At 63.6% G+C, this 18,039-nt stretch carries 19 protein-coding genes and 1 pseudogene; 14 read left to right on the forward strand and 6 right to left on the reverse strand.

Annotated features, from left to right (window positions below; genetic code table 11):
• Positions 1-72: 72 nt before the first annotated feature.
• A complete protein-coding gene (locus tag GSQ79_RS19405; protein WP_158810311.1) occupies positions 73-693 on the reverse strand; it encodes a hypothetical protein in 621 nt (206 codons plus the stop codon).
• Positions 694-712: 19 nt separating this feature from the next.
• A complete protein-coding gene (locus GSQ79_RS19410) occupies positions 713-1,228 on the reverse strand; it encodes a pilus assembly protein N-terminal domain-containing protein (RefSeq protein WP_158810312.1) in 516 nt (171 codons plus the stop codon).
• Positions 1,229-1,456: 228 nt separating this feature from the next.
• On the opposite strand from GSQ79_RS19410, the gene GSQ79_RS19415 reads away from it, so the two are divergent.
• From GSQ79_RS19415 to GSQ79_RS19455, 9 genes and pseudogenes are all read left to right on the forward strand, one after another.
• On the forward strand, positions 1,457-1,756 hold the full coding sequence (locus GSQ79_RS19415; protein ID WP_158810313.1) for an STAS domain-containing protein: 300 nt from the start codon (positions 1,457-1,459) through the stop codon (positions 1,754-1,756).
• Entirely contained in the window at positions 1,756-2,124 is a 369-nt protein-coding gene (locus GSQ79_RS19420; RefSeq protein WP_158810314.1) for a response regulator, read from the forward strand. The genes GSQ79_RS19415 and GSQ79_RS19420 overlap by 1 nt, the downstream gene beginning before the upstream one ends.
• 19 nt (positions 2,125-2,143) lie before the next feature.
• A complete protein-coding gene (locus GSQ79_RS19425; protein ID WP_158810315.1) occupies positions 2,144-4,306 on the forward strand; it encodes a chemotaxis protein CheA in 2,163 nt (720 codons plus the stop codon).
• A gap of 5 nt (positions 4,307-4,311) precedes the next feature.
• Entirely contained in the window at positions 4,312-4,776 is a 465-nt protein-coding gene (locus tag GSQ79_RS19430) for a chemotaxis protein CheW (RefSeq protein WP_158810316.1), read from the forward strand.
• Positions 4,773-5,657 carry a protein-glutamate O-methyltransferase CheR gene (locus GSQ79_RS19435; RefSeq protein WP_246725442.1) on the forward strand — a complete coding sequence of 295 codons (885 nt, stop codon included), beginning with the start codon at positions 4,773-4,775 and terminating at the stop codon, positions 5,655-5,657. Before GSQ79_RS19430 ends, GSQ79_RS19435 begins: the two co-directional genes overlap by 4 nt.
• Entirely contained in the window at positions 5,654-6,694 is a 1,041-nt protein-coding gene (locus GSQ79_RS19440) for a chemotaxis response regulator protein-glutamate methylesterase (protein ID WP_158810317.1), read from the forward strand. Before GSQ79_RS19435 ends, GSQ79_RS19440 begins: the two co-directional genes overlap by 4 nt.
• Positions 6,695-6,698: 4 nt before the next feature.
• Complete coding sequence (locus GSQ79_RS19445) at positions 6,699-7,088, forward strand: response regulator (RefSeq protein ID WP_158810318.1); 390 nt, start codon at positions 6,699-6,701, stop codon at positions 7,086-7,088.
• Positions 7,089-7,107: 19 nt separating this feature from the next.
• A pseudogene (locus GSQ79_RS19450) lies at positions 7,108-7,572 on the forward strand (chemotaxis protein CheD); the annotation flags it as partial.
• Positions 7,573-7,811: 239 nt separating this feature from the next.
• On the forward strand, positions 7,812-8,132 hold the full coding sequence (locus tag GSQ79_RS19455; protein WP_158810320.1) for a hypothetical protein: 321 nt from the start codon (positions 7,812-7,814) through the stop codon (positions 8,130-8,132).
• Positions 8,133-8,241: 109 nt separating this feature from the next.
• Here GSQ79_RS19455 and GSQ79_RS19460 read toward each other — a convergent pair whose 3' ends face one another.
• Positions 8,242-8,448: a SlyX family protein gene (locus GSQ79_RS19460; RefSeq protein WP_158810321.1), complete on the reverse strand. Its 207-nt coding sequence runs from the start codon at positions 8,446-8,448 to the stop codon at positions 8,242-8,244.
• Positions 8,449-8,905: 457 nt separating this feature from the next.
• Between GSQ79_RS19460 and GSQ79_RS19465 the strand changes: the two genes are divergently transcribed.
• The 4 genes from GSQ79_RS19465 (at position 8,906) to GSQ79_RS19480 (ending at position 14,239) form a co-directional block, all read left to right on the forward strand.
• Positions 8,906-9,631, forward strand: coding sequence for a Crp/Fnr family transcriptional regulator (locus GSQ79_RS19465; protein WP_158810322.1), 726 nt, complete (start codon positions 8,906-8,908; stop codon positions 9,629-9,631).
• A 140-nt stretch (positions 9,632-9,771) separates the two neighbouring features.
• Positions 9,772-10,224, forward strand: a complete 453-nt coding sequence (locus GSQ79_RS19470; RefSeq protein ID WP_158810323.1) for a hypothetical protein — start codon at positions 9,772-9,774, stop codon at positions 10,222-10,224.
• A 13-nt stretch (positions 10,225-10,237) separates the two neighbouring features.
• Positions 10,238-13,318: a chemotaxis protein CheB gene (locus GSQ79_RS19475; RefSeq protein ID WP_246725443.1), complete on the forward strand. Its 3,081-nt coding sequence runs from the start codon at positions 10,238-10,240 to the stop codon at positions 13,316-13,318.
• A 135-nt stretch (positions 13,319-13,453) separates the two neighbouring features.
• Entirely contained in the window at positions 13,454-14,239 is a 786-nt protein-coding gene (locus tag GSQ79_RS19480; protein ID WP_158810325.1) for an AprI/Inh family metalloprotease inhibitor, read from the forward strand.
• A gap of 122 nt (positions 14,240-14,361) precedes the next feature.
• Here GSQ79_RS19480 and fabI read toward each other — a convergent pair whose 3' ends face one another.
• The 3 genes from fabI to fabA form a co-directional block, all read right to left on the reverse strand.
• Positions 14,362-15,195, reverse strand: coding sequence for an enoyl-ACP reductase FabI (gene fabI / locus GSQ79_RS19485; protein WP_158810326.1), 834 nt, complete (start codon positions 15,193-15,195; stop codon positions 14,362-14,364).
• On the reverse strand, positions 15,188-16,411 hold the full coding sequence (gene fabB / locus GSQ79_RS19490; protein WP_158810327.1) for a beta-ketoacyl-ACP synthase I: 1,224 nt from the start codon (positions 16,409-16,411) through the stop codon (positions 15,188-15,190). Before fabB ends, fabI begins: the two co-directional genes overlap by 8 nt.
• 71 nt (positions 16,412-16,482) lie before the next feature.
• Positions 16,483-17,007, reverse strand: coding sequence for a bifunctional 3-hydroxydecanoyl-ACP dehydratase/trans-2-decenoyl-ACP isomerase (gene fabA / locus GSQ79_RS19495; RefSeq protein ID WP_158810328.1), 525 nt, complete (start codon positions 17,005-17,007; stop codon positions 16,483-16,485).
• A gap of 321 nt (positions 17,008-17,328) precedes the next feature.
• On the opposite strand from fabA, the gene irrA reads away from it, so the two are divergent.
• Positions 17,329-17,760 carry an iron response transcriptional regulator IrrA gene (gene irrA, locus GSQ79_RS19500; protein ID WP_368669958.1) on the forward strand — a complete coding sequence of 144 codons (432 nt, stop codon included), beginning with the start codon at positions 17,329-17,331 and terminating at the stop codon, positions 17,758-17,760.
• Positions 17,761-18,039: the final 279 nt, after the last annotated feature.

Genomic DNA, 18,039 nt, shown 5'->3' on the forward strand with positions numbered 1-18,039 from the left:
CCGCCTGCCGGATCGACTGGGATTATGGGCCAAACACTTTAACGGCGTGCAACGGACGGGCGCCGGGCCGCTTCACTTGTCGGCGTTTTCCGGGGTGAGCTTCTGTCGGACCGCGCCTGTCGTCATGGCCTGGCCGGGACCGATCGACCAGGATATGCCGACGGGCGTCATATCGAGTTCTGCATCGACGCCGGCGACGATGAAGAAGTCGCGCGTCCCGGTCGGCATGGCCTCGCCCTTGGTCACGCCGTCCCTGAACTGCGCCAGGCTGCCGTCCGTCATGCTTTTCGTCAACGCGCGGCAGGCCTCCGGCGTGGCATCGGCCAGCGTGCAGATGGAGGCGCTCGCCAGCTCCATGAAGCGCCTGAGGACGATGGGAAGGTCGTCCGAGGTGCGGACGGACTCGGGGATCGCGATGGAAAAGTCCTCGAACGCATCCGCCTTGCTGCAGTTCATCGTGCCGGTCAGGCCGACGATCCCATCCCAGTCGAAGCGCTTGCCGGCCTCGCCGCTGTCGTAGCCGGGCTTGAGCGCGCCGGGCGAAGCCACGGCGGATCCCATCGCGACGATCGTCTCGTCGAGGCGCGTCTTGAAGTCGGCGCAGGTGAGGATCGGGCCGGCGGAACATGGAGCCGCGGCGAAGAGAAGGGCTATGGCCGCGAGGGCCGACAGGAGGGGCAGACGGCGGGTCATGCCGGGCCGAGTCGCCGGCCTATCGGGCGCTTGCGCTGGTCGGCGGCGTGACGTTGGAGGCGCTGGAATTGTAGGCCTTGGCCTGATCCACGGTCGCCGCGAAGTATTTGGCATCGTCGCCGAGCTTTTCGGTGGCCTGGCATTTCGGCGCGCAGGCATAGGACTGGCGCTCCATTCCGCGCTGCACGATCATGGCATCCGTTCCCGCCACGACGCGGATGATGGATTCGGTGAGCGGCTTGCCGTTCGAGTCGAGGGCGATGAAATTGGTCTCCCCGAAGGCTTTGGGGGTAAGGATCATGAGCGATCCCTTGGCGCCGATCATCGTCACGTCCGCGATCGTCGGATTGCCGATGATCAAGGTCGAGGTGCCGGCGGGAAGATCCACGAGATGCGCCTGATCGATCACGACGCTGATCGTCTTCGCCATGGTCTGTGTATCGCTGGCACCGGCAACGCGTGGCACGCAAATCAAAACAAGCGCGCTGAGCACGGCGGCGACGCCGGCCCTTGACAAAGTTTTGATTGAAACCATCAGACGCGACTCCTCGGCGCGGGAGATGCCACACTAGGCACGGGATCGATAACAGAGCGTTAACCCATCGCGCCGGTGTCGAAGATGTGACCATTCAGAGGCAAATCCATAAAAATTAACGCAAAAGCAAGACGGGAGCTTCACTGTTGCAGTTGTTCTGGAGAAAGACATGCTGAACAGGTTGACGGATCGCAGGCCGCTCAGGCTCGCAGACTTCGAGACGCTTCGATGAACACGCACCTTGATTCCAAGGGTCGTACGGTTCTCGCGCTCGACCCGACTCTCGACGTGACGCATGCGGCGACTTTGGCCAGCCTGCTCCTCGGCCTGCGCGGCAAGGATATCATTGTTGATGCGTCCGAGGTTCAGCACCTCGGCGCACAGTGCGGCCAGCTTCTCGTCTCGGCCAAACGCACTTGGACCACCGACGGACGCGCGTTACGCCTCGAAAAGGCGTCCGTCGAATTCGTCGAAAATATTCGCCTGCTTGGGCTGACGTCTCTCCTCCCAATTGAAGAGCATATCTAATGAGCAAAATCGTTTTGACTGTCGACGACTCCCGCACCATGCGGGACATGCTTCGAATGGCTCTCGTCGCAGCCGGCTATACCGTCGTGCAGGCGGAAGACGGCGTGCATGGCCTGGAAGTCCTCGCCGGCTCCAACCCCGACGTGATCATCACCGACATCAACATGCCGCGCATGGATGGTTTCGGTTTCATCCAAAACGTCCGCGGCGGCGAAGAGAAGCATCGCGCTCTTCCGATCCTCGTGCTCTCCACCGAAAGCGACGATGCGAAGAAGCAGCGCGCCCGCGCCGCCGGCGCGACCGGTTGGATCGTCAAGCCGTTCGACCCGGTCAAGCTCGTCGACGCCGTCCGTCGTGTCGCCGCCTAAACCTTGAGGAGTGGCGATTTTGGACGCGATGGCAGAAATCAAGCAAGTCTTCTTCCAGGAATGTGAAGAGCAGCTCTTCGAACTCGAAGCCGGCTTGCTGACGATCGAGCGTGGTGACGATGATCCGGAAACCGTGAACGCGGTGTTCCGGGCCGTCCACTCGATCAAGGGGGGCGCGGGCGCCTTCAATCTGACCGATCTCGTCCATTTCGCGCATGTGTTCGAAAACACGATGGACCTGGTGCGCGTCGGCAAACTCGTGCCGACCCAGCCGCTCATCAAACTGATGCTGCGCGCGGCCGACATCCTCGCCGATCTCGTTCGCGCCGCTCGCGACGACGAAACTTCGGATCCGGGCCCGCGCGAGGCGATGGCCGTCGAGCTGAAGGCCTATACTCCGGGTGCCGCGCCTGCGGCGGTCGAGGCCGCGAAGCCGGTCAAGGCCAAGGTCGAGGAGGAGTTCGTCTTCGTGCCGACGAAGGTCGACTTCGCCGACCTCGACGACCTCAACCTGATGCCGACGCTGCACTTTCGCATCCTGTTTCAGCCGAGCGCCGAACTCTACGCGAAGGGCAACGAGACCACGATCCTGTTCCGGGAGCTCAGCCGCCTCGGCTCGATGAGCGTCACCTGCGATTCCTCGAAACTGCCGGCACTCGACGCCATCGAGGCCGAAGGCGCCTACTTCACCTGGTCGGTCGATCTCGAAACCTCCGAAGACGAAGAAGCGGTGAAAGCCGTGTTCGATTTCGTCGAATGGGATTCGGCGCTGACGATCGAGCTGATCGAATCCGCTCCCGCCGAAGAAGAGCCGTTCGTCTTCCAACCGACGATGGTCGACGCCGACCTGCTGAACAGCATTTCGGACGTGCCTCTCGAGGTGCCGGTCGAGGCCGCGAAGCCGCAGCTCGCGCTTGTCGCCTCCAAGGCGGATAAGGCCGCGCCCAGCGACGACCACGCCCCGGCCGACAAGAAGGAAGCCGCGACGGCGACGATCCGCGTCGATCTCGAGCGCGTCGACCGTCTCATCGATCTCGTCGGCGAACTCGTGATCAACCAGGCGATGCTGGCCGAACGCGTCGCCGAACTCGGCCTCGCGCGGATGTCCGCGGTGTCCATCGGCCTCGACGAGCTGGAGCAGTTGACGCGCGAGATCCAGGACAGCGTCATGGCGATCCGCGCGCAGCCGGTGAAGTCGGTGTTCCAGCGCATGCCGCGGCTTGTCCGCGAAGTCGCACTGCAGACCGGCAAGACCGTCCGCCTGGTGACCGAAGGCGAAGGCACGGAAGTCGACAAGACCGTGATCGAGCGGCTCAGCGATCCGCTGACCCACATGATCCGCAACGCCATCGACCACGGCCTGGAAAAGCCCGAAGTGCGCCGCGCCGCCGGCAAGCCGGAAGAGGGCCTGCTGAAGGTCGCCGCGCTGCATCGCTCGGGCCGCATCGTCATCGAAATCTCCGACGACGGCGCCGGCATCAATCGTCCCCGCGTGCGCGCCATCGCGGTGGAAAAGGGCCTGATCGCGCCGGAAGCCAAACTGTCCGACGAAGAGATCGACAACCTGATCTTCCTGCCGGGCTTCTCCACCGCTGCCGTCATCTCGGACATTTCCGGACGCGGTGTCGGCATGGACGTGGTCAAGCGTTCCATCCAGGCGCTCGGTGGCCGCATCTCGATCGTCTCGCGTCCGGGCCTCGGCTCGACCTTCACGATGAGCCTGCCGCTGACGCTGGCGGTGCTCGACGGCATGGTCGTCTCGGTGGCCGGTCAGACCCTCGTCATCCCGCTCACCGCGGTCGTCGAGATCCTGCTGCCGCAGGCGACCACCGTGCACAACTTCGGCGGTAATTCCCGGGTGATGGGCGTCCGCAACGAGTTCATTCCGCTGATCGACGTCGGCCAGGTGCTGCAGTATCGCAGCGAGGATATCGACCCCAAGATGGGCGTCGCGCTTCTCGTCGAGGCGGAGGGGGGCGTGCGCAACGCGCTGCTCGTCGATGCGATCCAGGGCCAGCGCCAAGTCGTCATTAAAAGTCTGGAAGCAAATTACGGGCATGTTCCCGGAATCGCGGCCGCAACCATCCTCGGCGACGGCCGCGTCGCTCTCATTCTCGATGTCGACGCCGTCGTCGTGGACTCCCGCGCCGAGTTCGCGTCCTCACTCCCACTTGCAGGCTGATCCCGATGGAAATGATCGCAAAAGAAACCACCAAGCCGCGCGAGCTGATCTCCTTCATCATCGGCAAGCAGGAATTCTGCGTCGACATCATGTCGGTGCGTGAGATCCGTGGCTGGTCGCCGGCAACCCCGCTTCCGCACTCGCCCGCTTTCGTGCGCGGCGTCATCAACCTGCGCGGCGCGGTGCTGTCGATCGTCGATCTCGCCTCGCGCCTCGGCCTTCCCTCGAGCGAGCCGTCGGCGCGCCACGTCATCATCGTCGCGCAGGTCGGCAGCCAGATCGCCGGACTTCTCGTCGATGCCGTCACCGGCATTCTGACCGTGACGCCCGAGACCATCCGGCCGACGCCCGATGTCGCGTCCGAGATGGCGCGCAGCTTCGTCAAGGGCGTGCTGGCGATCGACAACCGGATGATCACGCTGATCACCCTCGACCACGTGCTCCCGAGCCAAGAGCTGGAAGCCGCGTGACCACGCTGGCCCAAGCCCCCGCGCGATCGGCGCCTGCAGGCGATCGGGAGTTCGTCTTCCGCAGCGAGGATTTCCGCCAGATCGCGGCGATGCTGCACGCGGACTCCGGGATCTTTCTTTCCGAGCAGAAAGAAAGCCTCGTCTATTCCAGGCTGGTCAAGCGCCTGCGCGCCTTGGGGCTGTCGTCCTTCAAGGACTACTGCGCGCTGATCGCGGATGCGTCGGGGGCCGACGAACGCCAAAAAATGCTTGCGGCGCTGACGACCAACGTCACCCGCTTCTTTCGCGAGCCGCATCACTTCCAGCACCTCAAGGACGTCGTGCTACCGCCTTTGCTCCAGGCTGCCAAGCGCGGCGGGCGCGTGCGGATCTGGTCGGCAGGCTGCTCGAAAGGGCAGGAGCCCTATTCGATCGCGATGACCCTCCTCACGCTGATGCCGGACGCCTGTAATCACGACATCAAGATTCTCGCCACCGACATCGACCCCAACGTGCTGCAGGAGGGTCGCGACGGCGTCTACGAGAAAAGCGAACTCGACGACATGCCGAAGGCGGAGCGGTCGCGCTTCTTCTCCATGGCGGACGGCGATCCCTCGATGTGGGGCGTGTCCGACGAGATGCGCCGGCTGGTCTCGTTCAAGGAGCTGAACCTCATCGGCCAATGGCCGATCAAAGGGCCGTTCGACGTCATCTTCTGCCGCAACGTCGTGATCTATTTCAACGAAGAGACGCAGGCCAAGATTTGGACGCGCTACGCCGCGCTGCTGGCGCCCGGCGCGCTGCTCTGCATCGGTCATTCCGAACGCCTTTCAGGGCCCGCCATGGCGCGGTTCAAGCCGACGGGCACCACGATGTATACGCACCAGAAAACCGCGTCGTGAGAAAGCACCGCGTCCTGATCGTCGACGACTCGGCCAGCATGCGGCATCTCATCGCCTCCGTGCTGCTCGACACGCCGGACATCGAAGTCGTCGGCCAGGCGGCCGATGCGCTCGAAGCCCGCGAGGCGATCAAGAAGCTCAATCCCGACGTCGTGACGCTCGACGTCGAGATGCCGAAGATGAACGGCATCGAATTCCTGGAAAAGCTGATGCGGCTGCGCCCGACGCCGGTCATCATGGTGTCGAACTTCACCAGCTCCGGCGGCGATCTCACCGTCAAGGCGCTGGCCATGGGCGCCGTCGATTGCATCGGTAAGCCGCAGCCCGGCGACAAGACCTTGTTCGCGGGCCTGACCGACAAGATCCGCATCGCCGCCGATGTGCGCTTCCGCCCGCCGGCGGCGCACGACAAGGTGGATCACGGTCGCGAGACCGATCCGCATGCCAACTATCGACCCGACGGGCGCATCGTCGCGATGGGCTCGTCGGCCGGCGGCGTTGAAGCCTTGAGCGCCGTCCTCGAAGGTTTTCCGGCAAACTGTCCGCCGATGCTCATCACGCAGCACATGCCGGAGATGTTCACGAAAAGTTTAGCGGCGCGTCTCGATCGCCTTTGCAACGCCCATGTCAGCGAAGCCGTCGACGGCGCACCGCTGGACGTCGGCCACATCTATGTCGCGCCCGGCGGCGCTCAGCATCTGACCGTTTCCGGCGTCGGACCCTATCGCTGCCGTCTCGTGCCAAGCGGCCTGGTGAGCGGTCATCGCCCATCGGTCGATGTGCTCTTTCAGTCGGTGGCGAAGGTCGTCGGAAAGGGCGCCGTCGGCGTCATTCTTTCGGGAATGGGCCGAGACGGAGCCGATGGACTTCTCGCCATGCGCAAGGCGGGCGCCAAAACCATCGGGCAAGATGCTGCCAGTTCCTTCATATATGGCATGCCAAGAACCGCGCACGAGGCTGGTGGGGTCGAACGCCAGCTACCGCTCAAGAAGATCGGTGCGGAAATCCTGTCCATGACCAACCAAAAACCCGGATAAACCCATGCCCCTCGCATCAGCTCTCAAAGTCCTCATCGCCGATGATCAGCAGACGAGCCGTTTGCTGATCCGGTCTGCCCTCGCGGATATCGGCATCCCCAACGTCGTGATGGCGAAGGATGGGCAGGAAGCGCTCGACCTCGTCATGAAGGCGCCCGTCCATCTCATCGTCTCCGACTACCACATGCCCAAGCTCAATGGTGTCGAGCTGCTGCGCGCCGTCCGCGCGCATGGGCCGACCAAGAAATCGGCGTTCTTCCTGCTGACGGGCGCGGAAGACACCGCGTTCCTGAAAATGGCGCAGGAGCTTCAGGTCAACAATTACCTGAAGAAGCCGGTCTCGGTTCCGGAACTGCGCAAGAAGATCGAAGCCGTCTTCGGCGCATTGACCTAAGACCGGGGCGGGCGAAACAGTGTCGGCTCTAGCAACCTACAACGCCCGTTCGCCGAAGACGATTCACGTCATTCAGGGTGAGCACAAGATCAACAACGATCCGGAAGTGGTGCTCACAACCATTCTGGGGTCTTGTGTCGCCGCCTGTATCCGCGATCCCGTCGCGGGGATCGGCGGGATGAACCATTTCCTGCTGCCTGGCGGCGAGGGGTCGAACACGTCCGACGGCGAGCGCTTCGGCGTGCACGCGATGGAGCTCTTGCTGAACGCGCTGCTCGCGCAGGGCGCTTCGCGCCGGCGCCTGGAAGCGAAACTGTTCGGAGGCGCCAAGACGATCGCCGGCCGTGCCGATATCGGAAGCATGAACGCGGACTTTGCCGCGGGCTTCCTTCGGCGCGAGCAGATCACGATCGTCAGTGAGTGTCTGCGCGGGCCGATGGGGCGACGGGTGCAATACTGGCCGGTGTCCGGCCGGGCGCGCCGCAGTTTCCTCGACTATTCGCAAGAGGCCATCGCGGCGCCGGTCGCGCCGAGCTCCTCCGGATCGCTCGAACTCTTCTAGCCTGCCCAGGATGTCGAACGGCCAGATCGATGATGAGACCGCCGCCTTGATATGACGTTTCGCCTTGCCACCCTAAAACGGATACTTCCACGATGAACGGTCCAGCGATGGCAAGGCAAGCAGACGTATTCGCGGGCGCGTCGTCGGCGCCGATGGCGGTCTTGCTGGCGCGCGTGAAGACGGAACTCGACACCCTCACGCAGATCGTCGGCGACATGCAGACGGGGCTCAGCCCGCTTCTGATCGACGCCTCCGAAGAGGATGCCGAGAAGTGCCGTCATGCGCAAAACCTCGATCTGGTTTGGCAGACGTTGGAAAGCCTGGCACGCGTGCTCGACGGTGCGGCCTGCGAGGGCGCCAGCCAGCACCCGGTCGATATCGACGCGATTGCCGAAGACCTGCCGCTGGCGGACCTCTCGGCGCGCCTGCGCGGCCGGATCATCCCGCTGCAAATCTACGGCAACGACCTGGACCTGTTTTAGCGCGCCGGCTGCCGCGGCCCCGCAGCGTCGTCGTCGCGATACCGCCAGGACGATTGACGCCGCCGCTCGAGGTGGCGCCGCATCGAAGAGGCAAAACGCGCGCGCCGGGTCAGTAATGCGGGGGCGGTGCTTCGGGCGGCACGCCGCCTGCGCCATCCCGCAGCCGATCGTCCAGGTTCGCCATCTGGCGGGCGAGACCGTCGATGATCCGCCATTGCGTCGTGATGGTCGCGTTGAGATCCTCGATCACGCGATCCTGGTGCATCGTCCGCATTTCCAGCGTGGCAATCCGGGCTTCGAGGTCGGAATGGGTCATGGCTTGCCTCGGTGCTTGCCAGGTGGATGGAATCATCGCGCTGGTAAATCGGTCTCGCGACGTTCGAGCGTGTTCCTGCCGGGAAAGTCCACAACCGTTTGCTTGCGCCGCGTTGTCGTGTCCGAGGCCGACGCGTCCGTGCCTGGAACGCATGGTCCTCATTCTTGCTTCCTGATGATTATCGTTGCATCAAATGTTAGTATTGTGACAACAAAGCGCTTCGGCTCGGCGGCATTTAGCTCTACCTTTGCGATCACAAGCCCTATTTTCCATCAATAAGGCTAGTACACGGCGCAATCGGGGTGGTATATCCTATGTCTTCGTGACATCGCTGATTGGCCGCGTTTCGCCATCGGTGCTCCAACCATTGCGTGATTCTTGTCGCGCCTGATGCGATACAGGTATGAACATATTAGGCCCCAGTGTATCGCCGGTCGTTGCAGCTGTTGGAAGCCGGATGACATCTGCGTTCGTCAGGGGGGTCGGCCGCTATGCGACTCTCGACGCGGCAGACATTGCTGTCATCGAAAGCCAGCTGGAGCCGCAGGTCCGCCGCTATGATGCCGGGCATGACATCATCCGTCAGGGCGACAAGCCGCTGCATCCCTACCTGATCCTCGACGGCTGGGCCTACTGCTATAAAACCTTGCCGAACCGCCGGCGGCAGATCGTATCCTTCCTGCTTCCGGGCGACGTGTCGGATCTCAACATCGGCAGCCTGCGGCGGATGGACCATTCGATCGCCAGCCTGACCGCCGTGACGGTTCTGGAGTTGACCCACCCCTTGACGAGCGGGACCCATCCTGGAATCGCCAAGGCTCTGTCGGTGCGAACCTTGGCCTCTGCGGCGATCCAGCGCGAATGGATGGTCAATCTTGGTCAGCGCTCGGCGCCGGAGCGCATCGGACATATCCTTTGCGAGCTGTTCCACCGGCTGCGGGCCGTCGGCCTGACAAGCGGCAACCAGTGCTTCCTGCCGCTGACCCAGACCGATCTGGCAGAGACGACGGGGCTCTCGCTAGTGCATGTCAACAAGCGGCTGCGGGATCTTCGCAGCGCCGATCTGCTCATTTTGCGCGGCAAGATTCTGACGCTGCCGAACCTCAGGGCCCTCGAAGCGGCTTCGTTGTTCAACCCCGACTACCTGAATCTGGTCGACGTCGCGGACATCGTCGCGGCGTAGGGCGCGTCAACGAGACGCAACCGACCGGGGCGGGAAGGCGCTCATCGTGGGGTGATGCCACCCAGCTTAAGATCGCGCCGCGGGCGTCAGGATATCAGGCGCGCCTGTTTCAGCACGAGCTGGGTTTCCTGGATCGTCCGTTGCGCGATCGCGACCAACGAAGCGATCTCTGCGGCAAGGCTATGGCTTCGGGCCGTCGTTGCGGCCGTCAATTTGGCGGCAGCACGTCGCGCGGACGCTTGATGGACGCGTGGTGGCGGAAACACTTCAGAAAACGGCAGCTCGATGAGAAGTTGGCCCAAATTATCCGTGATCTCAAAGCTGTGCCGCGATCCATCTTCGCCGTGCCGCGACATTTCGAGCCACATTTCGCCCGCCGCTCGGAACGCATCGAGATAAGCGATATCGAGCGTGGCAAACTCGGTGCCCGTGTCGTCGGTGGAAACGGTTTTGCCACTACGAAGGTGGAACAGATAAAGCGGAATGGGTCACCTATGATTACACTGGCACTTTGCCGGCTCGAAGGGTGCAGCCACATCAAATATGATACTATAGAAGATGCGTTCTGGTTCCGCACTGATATAGTCTGTTAGTTGATAGTGAGGCATGATGACGGGCGACGAGCCGCTGTTTCCAATTGTCGGTATCGGTGCGTCGGCCGGTGGCGTGCAGGCGATCGAAGAGTTTTTCACGGCGCTCCGGAGCGATGCCGGTATCGCCTTCGTGATCATTACACATCTTAGCCCCGATCACGACAGTTTGCTGCACGAGATTGTCGCGCGCTCGACCACCATGCCGGTGTTCGTCGCAACGGACGGCATGACTGTGGTGCCAGACTGCGTCTACGTCATGCCGCCCAATGCCATCATGACCATCGAAGCCGGGCGTTTGCGCATCCGCAAACCCAACCACGTCCGGCGTGAACGCAACCCGATCGATCTGTTTCTGTCGTCTCTCGCGGTGGAGCGCGGCGATTATGCCGCCGGCATCATCCTGTCGGGCGGTGGCGCCGACGGCTCGCTCGGCCTCAAGGCGATCCGGGAATATGGCGGCATCACCCTCGCGCAGACGGCGGATGGAACAAAGCCGGCCCATCGCGACATGCCGGCGAGCGCCATCGCAACCGGCCTGATCGACCATGCGATCCCCGTGCAGGAGATGCCGGCGACACTCATGGCGTTTCGAGACAGCCTCGACGGCGATGTGCAGGTCGGCGCGCCGGTCGATGAAGACGAGACGACGAATGCCGACCAGAAGCGCGCCTATGACGCGCTGCGCAAGCAAACGGGGCACGACTTTTCCGGCTATAAAGTAAAGACCTTCATGCGCCGGGTGCAACGGCGGATGCACATCCTCCAGCATCAGACCTTCACCGCCTATGTCACGCGGCTGGAGGAGGATCACGACGAGGTCACGCAGCTCTTCCGCGATCTGCTGATCAACGTCACCAATTTCTTCCGCGATGCGGACGCCTTCGAAGCTTTGGAAACCACCATCATCCCGAGCCTGTTCGAAGGCCGCAGCGCGGATGACACGGTCCGCGTCTGGGTGCCCGGCTGCGCCACGGGCGAAGAGGTTTTTTCGATCGGCATCCTGATGCGGGAGCATATGGATACGCTGAAGGCGGTGCCGCGCGTCCAGATCTTCGCCACGGATATCGACGACACCGTCCTCCTCGTCGCGCGTGCCGCGCGCTATCCGGAGTCGCTTCTCGAAGGCGTTTCGCCGGACCGGCGGAAGCGGTTTTTCGCGGAAGACGGCGGGACCTATGTGGTCGCGAAGGAGGTTCGAGACCTCTGCATCTTTTCGCCGCACAGCGTCATTCGCGACCCGCCGTTTTCGCGCATCGATCTCGTCTCGTGTCGCAATCTGCTGATCTATTTCGGCGCGGAGATCCAGAATCAGGTCATTCCGATCTTCCACTATGCCTTGAAGTTGGGCGGATACCTGTTTCTTGGGACGTCGGAAAACATCGGCGAGTTCGGCGATCTCTTCGCGGCGGTCGACAAGAAGCAGCGCATCTATCAGATGCGCGACCATGGGTCGATCAAGCGACTGCCGGTCGCGATGTATGGCGCGCGGACGACGATGTCCGTTCCGGCCGTTGGTCCCTCCGCCAACAATATTCCGCTTCGGCATTCCGTCGAGGCCCGGATCATCGACCGGTTTGCGCCCGCCCATGTCGTCGTCAACGGCGACGGCGACGTGGTCTACTGCTCGCAACACACCGGCAAATATCTCGAGGTCGCGCATGGACCGCCGAGCCGCCAGCTTTTGGCCATGGCCCGCCGTGGCCTGCGCCTCGATTTGCGGAGCGCTTTGCACGAGGTCGCCGACACCAGGCAGACGATCGTTCGCAACAACGTCGTCATCGACGACGATCTCGACGACATCCTGATCGTCAGATTGACCATCGACCCGATCCGCGACCGCGACAACACGGAAAACCTGTTTCTGGTGCTGTTCGAGGATGCCGCGCTGTTGCCCGCGCAGCCCGGCGTCCGGGTCCACGACCGCGAGGCGGGCGACGCGGTCGTCGCGCTGGAACGCGATCTTCGCGATACGCGGGAACGCCTGCAATCGATGATCGAGGAATATGAGACCGCGATCGAGGAGCTGAAATCCTCGAACGAGGAACTCGTGTCGGTGAACGAAGAGCTGCAATCCACCAACGAGGAGATGGAAGCCTCCAAGGAAGAGCTGCAATCGCTCAACGAGGAACTGCAGACCGTCAATCTCGAGCTGACCGGCAAGCTCGACGACCTCGATCGCGCCAACGGCGATCTCAGGAACCTGTTCGAGGCGACGCAGATCGCCACGGTCTTCCTCGATCGCGATCTGGTCATCCGCAGCTTCACGCCGGCGATCTCGCGGATCTTCCGACTGATCCCAAACGATCGTGGCCGTCCCCTGACGGATTTCGCCATCCATCCCGCCTACCCGCAACTCCAGGATCATGTCAGGCAGGTTTTCAGGACGGGCGAGCCCGTCGAACATCGCATTGCCGAGCCGACCTATCGGGCGCGGTATCTCGTGCGGCTCATACCCTACCGGGGGAAGAACGACGCGATCGAGGGGGTTGTCGTCACCTTCGTCGATATCACCTCCCTGGCCGAACTCGAGGGGCAGCACGACATCCTGACGCGGGAGCTCAACCATCGCGTCGAGAACGTGTTCGCCGTCACCACGAGCCTCGTTCGGCACATGGCGGCGCCGGACCTCTCCCTCGTCGACGCGCGGACATCCTTGGCCGCACGCCTGCAGATGTTGGCGGCTGCCTACGAGTTGATCCGGCGAGATCACGCCGCCATGCCGATCGAGGCGATCGTCAGCCCGTGGCTGAGCCCGTTCGGCGACCAGCGCTTCACCCTGAACGGTCCCGTCGTCGTGCTGACGCCGATCATGGGGCGTTCGGTCGGCCGCATCGTTCAGGAACTGACGACCAATGCCGCCAAGCACGGGGCGTTGTCTAATGGCGTCGGAACGGTCGCGGTGACCTGGACCCTCGCGGATGGCGAGCTCGTATTTCATTGGGACGAAAGCGGCGGACCGCCGATCGCGGCCGGACAGCAGCCGGGGTTGGGGACCACGCTGATCGAGGGCGAAAGCGAAATCGGGCTCCACGGCGGGTGCAGCTTCGACTTCCGGCGGGATGGGCTTGCGTTCTCGCTCAGCTTTACGCCATGAGCTGAAACAACCACCCGACGAATCACGTTAGTGAGACAAGCCGCGTTGCGGCCTGGAGCAACTGCGATGCCGATCATGTCCCTTTTCCGACCCGCTTGCGCCCGATCTACGGCCCTCGCCGCCGGGCTGCTTGGTATGACGAGCATCCTATCGCTGCCGGCGGCGGCGAAGTCGGCCGACGACATCGTCGGGCAGTGGGACGTAATGCGCGAGCAGGGCAGCCGGCCATGCCGGATCACGCTAAATGGCGAGCGCTCGGACAAAGGCGATTTCTTCGTCGGCGTGCCTGTGGCCTGTCGGCGTGTCGTCCCGATCCTCGCGAAGGTCGGGCGCTGGACTCTGGGCGATGCCACGCATCTGACGCTCATGGACCCCGGCGGCCGTGCGCTTCTGGCGCTCGCGGCGGATGGCGACGCTTTCAGCGGCCAGGGCAGTGACGGCGCGACCTACAGGCTGGTCTATGTGCCGGCGATGGGACGCAGCGCCACCAGCGGCGATGCCTCGGACCTGCTGCAGGGCAAGCCGCCTGTAGGGCAGGCTCTCCCGCCGGCCGTCATCAGCCTGGCGACGGGCGTGGCTGCGGCAAGCGACGCGCCGGTCAAGCCGAGCCGGGTCGCGACCGAGCGGATGGGTGATCTCGCCGGGCGCTATGCCGTGCTGCGCGACAAAACGCATGACACCGGCTGCATGCTGACCCTTGACGACAAGACACGGGTCAAGGGGGGCGCGCGGGCGGCGCTGGCGCCGGCCTGCCGCGACCAGGGCATCGTGGTGTTCGACCCGACGGCCTGGCAGATCGTCAACGGGCGTCTCGTGCTGACCGCCAAGGCCGGACACATGACCCACCTCGACAAGCAGGCCGACGGCTCCTGGCTGAAGGATCCCGCCGAGGGCAAGAGCCTGTCGCTGAAGAAGCTGTAAGCGTCATTCCGGGACGGGCGGGAGCGCTGCCCGGAACCGGCGCGCTTCGGTGTCTGACGTGTGCATCGAGCCGGAGGACCACCGGTTCCGGGTGCGGCTCCGCCGCCCCGGAATGACGGTGGTTAGAGGTTCGCCTCGTCCGCCTTCAGGCTGTCGGGGTGCGGCATCGAGATGATGTTGTAGCCGGCATCCACATAGTGCAGTTCGCCGGTCACGCCGTTGGACAGGTCCGACAGAAGGTAGAGCGCCGAGCCGCCGACGTCCTCGATCGTCACCGTCCGGCGCAGCGGGGCGTGGCTCTTCTGAAAATTGAACATGAAGCGGGCGTCGGCAATGCCCGCGCCAGCGAGCGTGCGGATCGGTCCGGCCGAGATAGCGTTGACCCTGATCCCCGACGGGCCGTAGTCCGCGGCGAGATAGCGCACGCCGGCTTCGAGCGCCGCCTTGGCGACCCCCATCACGTTGTAGTTCGGCATCACCCGGGTGGCGCCGCCGAAGCTCAAGGTAACGAGACTGCCGCCTTGCGTCATCAGCGGTGCCGCACGCTTGGCGACCTCGGTGAAGGAGAAGGCCGAGATCAGCATCGTGCGGGCGAAGTTTTCCCGCGTCGTGTCGGCGTAGCGGCCCTTGAGCTCGTTTTTCGCGGAATAGGCGATGCAATGCGCGACGAAGTCGAGCGAGCCCCAGGTCTTGCCGATCGCGTCGAACACGGCGTCGACCGACCCGAGGTCCTCGACGTCGCAGGGCAGGACGAGGCTCGACCCGACCTTGGCGGCCAGCGGCTTGACCCGCTTGCCCAGCGCTTCGCCCTGGTAGGTGAAGGCCAGTTCGGCGCCTTGGGCATGCAGCGCCTTGGCGATGCCCCAGGCGATCGAATGGTCGTTGGCGACGCCCATGATGAGACCGCGCTTGCCCTGCATCAGGGTGCCGGTCGGAACGGTAACAGTTTCAGACATCGACGTGCTTCAGCACGAGCGTGGCGTTGGTGCCGCCGAAGCCGAACGAGTTCGACAGTACAGTGCCGAGTTTCACATTGTCGCGGCGCTCGCGGACGATGTTCATGTCGGCGAAGGCCGGATCGATTTCGTCGATATGCGCGCTCTCGACGATGAAGCCGTTGTTCATCATCAAGAGGCAGTAGATCGCTTCCTGCACACCGGTGGCGCCGAGCGAATGGCCGGTCAGCGACTTGGTCGCGGCGATCGGCGGGGATGTGTCGCCGCTGCCGAAGACGCTGCGGATCGCCTCGATCTCCTTGGCGTCGCCGACCGGCGTCGCGGTCGCGTGCGGGTTAATATAGTCGATCGGCATTTTCAGGCCTTCGATCGCCATGCGCATGCAGCGCTCGGCGCCTTCGCCCGATGGCGAGACCATGTCGTAACCGTCGGAGGTCAGGCCGTAGCCGGCGATCTCCCCATAGATGCGGGCGCCGCGCGCCTTGGCGTGCTCGTATTCTTCGAGCACGATGACGCCGGCGCCGCCGGCGATGACGAAGCCGTCGCGGTTCTTGTCATAGGCGCGGGAGGCGACAGACGGGGTGTCGTTGTAGCCCGACGACATCGCGCCCATCGCGTCGAACAGGACGGACAGCGTCCAGTCGAGTTCCTCGCAGCCGCCCGCGAACATGATGTCCTGCTTGCCCCACTGGATCATTTCGGCGGCATTGCCGATGCAATGGTTGGAGGTCGCGCAGGCCGAGGAGATGGAATAGTTCGCGCCCTTGATCTTGAACCAGGTCGCGAGCGTCGCGGAAACGCCCGACGACATGGCCTTCGGCACGGCGAAGGGGCCGACGCGCTTGGGACCCTTGGTGCGGGTGGTCTCCGCCGCCTCGACGATGGCGCGCGTGGAGGGGCCGCCCGAGCCGACCAGAATACCGGTACGCGGATTGGAGACCTCCTCGGGCGTCAGCCCGGAATCCTGGATCGCCTGATCCATCGCGATGTGGGCCCAGGCGGTGCCGCCGCCGTGGAAGCGCATCGCGCGGCGGTCGACCGCGCTTTCGACGTCGATCGTCGGCGCGCCATAGACCTGCGAACGGAACCCGAGTTCCTTGAATTTTTCCGCATGGACGATGCCGGACTTCGCTTCCCGCAGCGAGGCCAGGACCTCCTGGGTCGAATTGCCGATCGAGGACACGATCCCCATGCCGGTGACGACGACACGTCTCATGGTATTCTCCGCTATACCGTCGCTGCGTCAGCTGACGGGAGCCGCACTGAAAGCGAGGTTCAAAGACCCTTTCAGGCCGAGGCTGGCGCTGCCGCCTGGAACAGACCCACGCGCAGATCCTTGGCTTCGTATATGCGCACGCCGTCGGCTTCCAGCCAGCCGTCCGCAATACCGAGGTTGAGCTTGGTCTTGAACACGCGCTTCAGATCGACGCCATAGACCACGCGCTTGACGCTCGGCAGCACCTGGTCGCTGAACTTGACTTCGCCGACGCCGAGCGCCCGGCCGCGACCGGAGAGGCCGAGCCAGCCGAGGTAGAAGCCGAGCATCTGCCACAGCGAATCGAGGCCGAGGCAGCCGGGCATGACAGGATCGTTCTTGAAGTGGCAGCCGAAGAACCAGAGGTCCGGCTTCACTTCGAGTTCGGCGCGGATCATGCCCTTGCCGGCGGGGCCGCCCGTCTCCGAAATCTCGAAGATCTTGTCGAACATCAGCATCGGCGGCAGCGGAAGCTGCGGATTGCCGGGACCGAAAAGCTCACCACGACCGCAGGCCAGGAGTTGTTCGTAGTCGAAGCTGGAGCGGCGCTCGCTCATCGTTTGGGGAACTTTCGCATAAGAACTCGGCCTGGGACGGACATGCCCGTGGCGCATTATCGCGGGCTCTTAGCACGGTGTCCCTGGGATCGAAAGCGGCCAAGGCACCCCTTCGTTCATGCTGTCCCAGGCTATAATATGGAATTGTTCTGACTTGGCCCTCTTCGCCGCCAGTATGCTTGCGAACCGGAGAGGCGAACTCTATAGATTTAAGACAGCATGGAGATGCGCCCTCGCGGCGTCTTGAAGATAGATATGACCGATCAGATCCAAACGCGACAAAAGCCTCTCGAGTTGACCGCCCAAGGGCGGCTCGACGCGATGATGGCCGGCTGCCCCGTTCACGCTCTTCGGGCCAAGTTGAAAGAATCCGGCCTGCGCCCCACGCGCCAGCGCATGGCCCTCGGCCTTCTCCTATTCGCCAAGGGCGACCGGCATCTGACGGCCGAAAAGCTTTACGAGGAAGCGCAGGAGCTGCGCGTGCCCGTCTCGCTCGCCACCGTCTACAACGGCCTGCACGTCTTCACCGAGGCCGGCCTCCTGCGCGAAGTCGCGGTCGACGGCAGCAAGGTCTATTACGACACCAACGTCACCGACCATCACCACTTCCTGGTCGAGGGCACCAATGCGCTGATCGACATTCCCGCGCTGTCGATCGACCGCACTGTCGTGCCGGATCTGCCGGAAGGGATGGAGATCGCCGCGATTGATGTCGTGGTGCGCCTGCGCCCGAAGAAGCAGCCGAAGAACTAGGGGTTTGCGCTTTCGCTGACGTCGTCATTGCGAGCGAAGCGAAGCAACCCAGGAGCCGCGGCTCCTAACTATGCGTCGGGCGCCTTAGGGGCGCCTTCGCTTTATGTAAATGGGCTTTGCTTGGCCGGCCGTGGCTCGGACAAAGCGAACCAAGCTCATTCTTGATTAGAGATCGTGGTTTGCGGCCCCTGGGTTGCTTCGCTTCGCTCGCAATGACGGCCGAGCTACTCGATCACCTCGTTGGGATAGACGCCCCACAGCTCGGCCTGGTGGATGAAG

Origin of the sequence: Beijerinckia sp. L45 (assembly GCF_009765775.1) — a bacterium.
In the GTDB taxonomy this organism is placed as follows: Bacteria; Pseudomonadota; Alphaproteobacteria; order Rhizobiales; family Beijerinckiaceae; genus RH-AL1.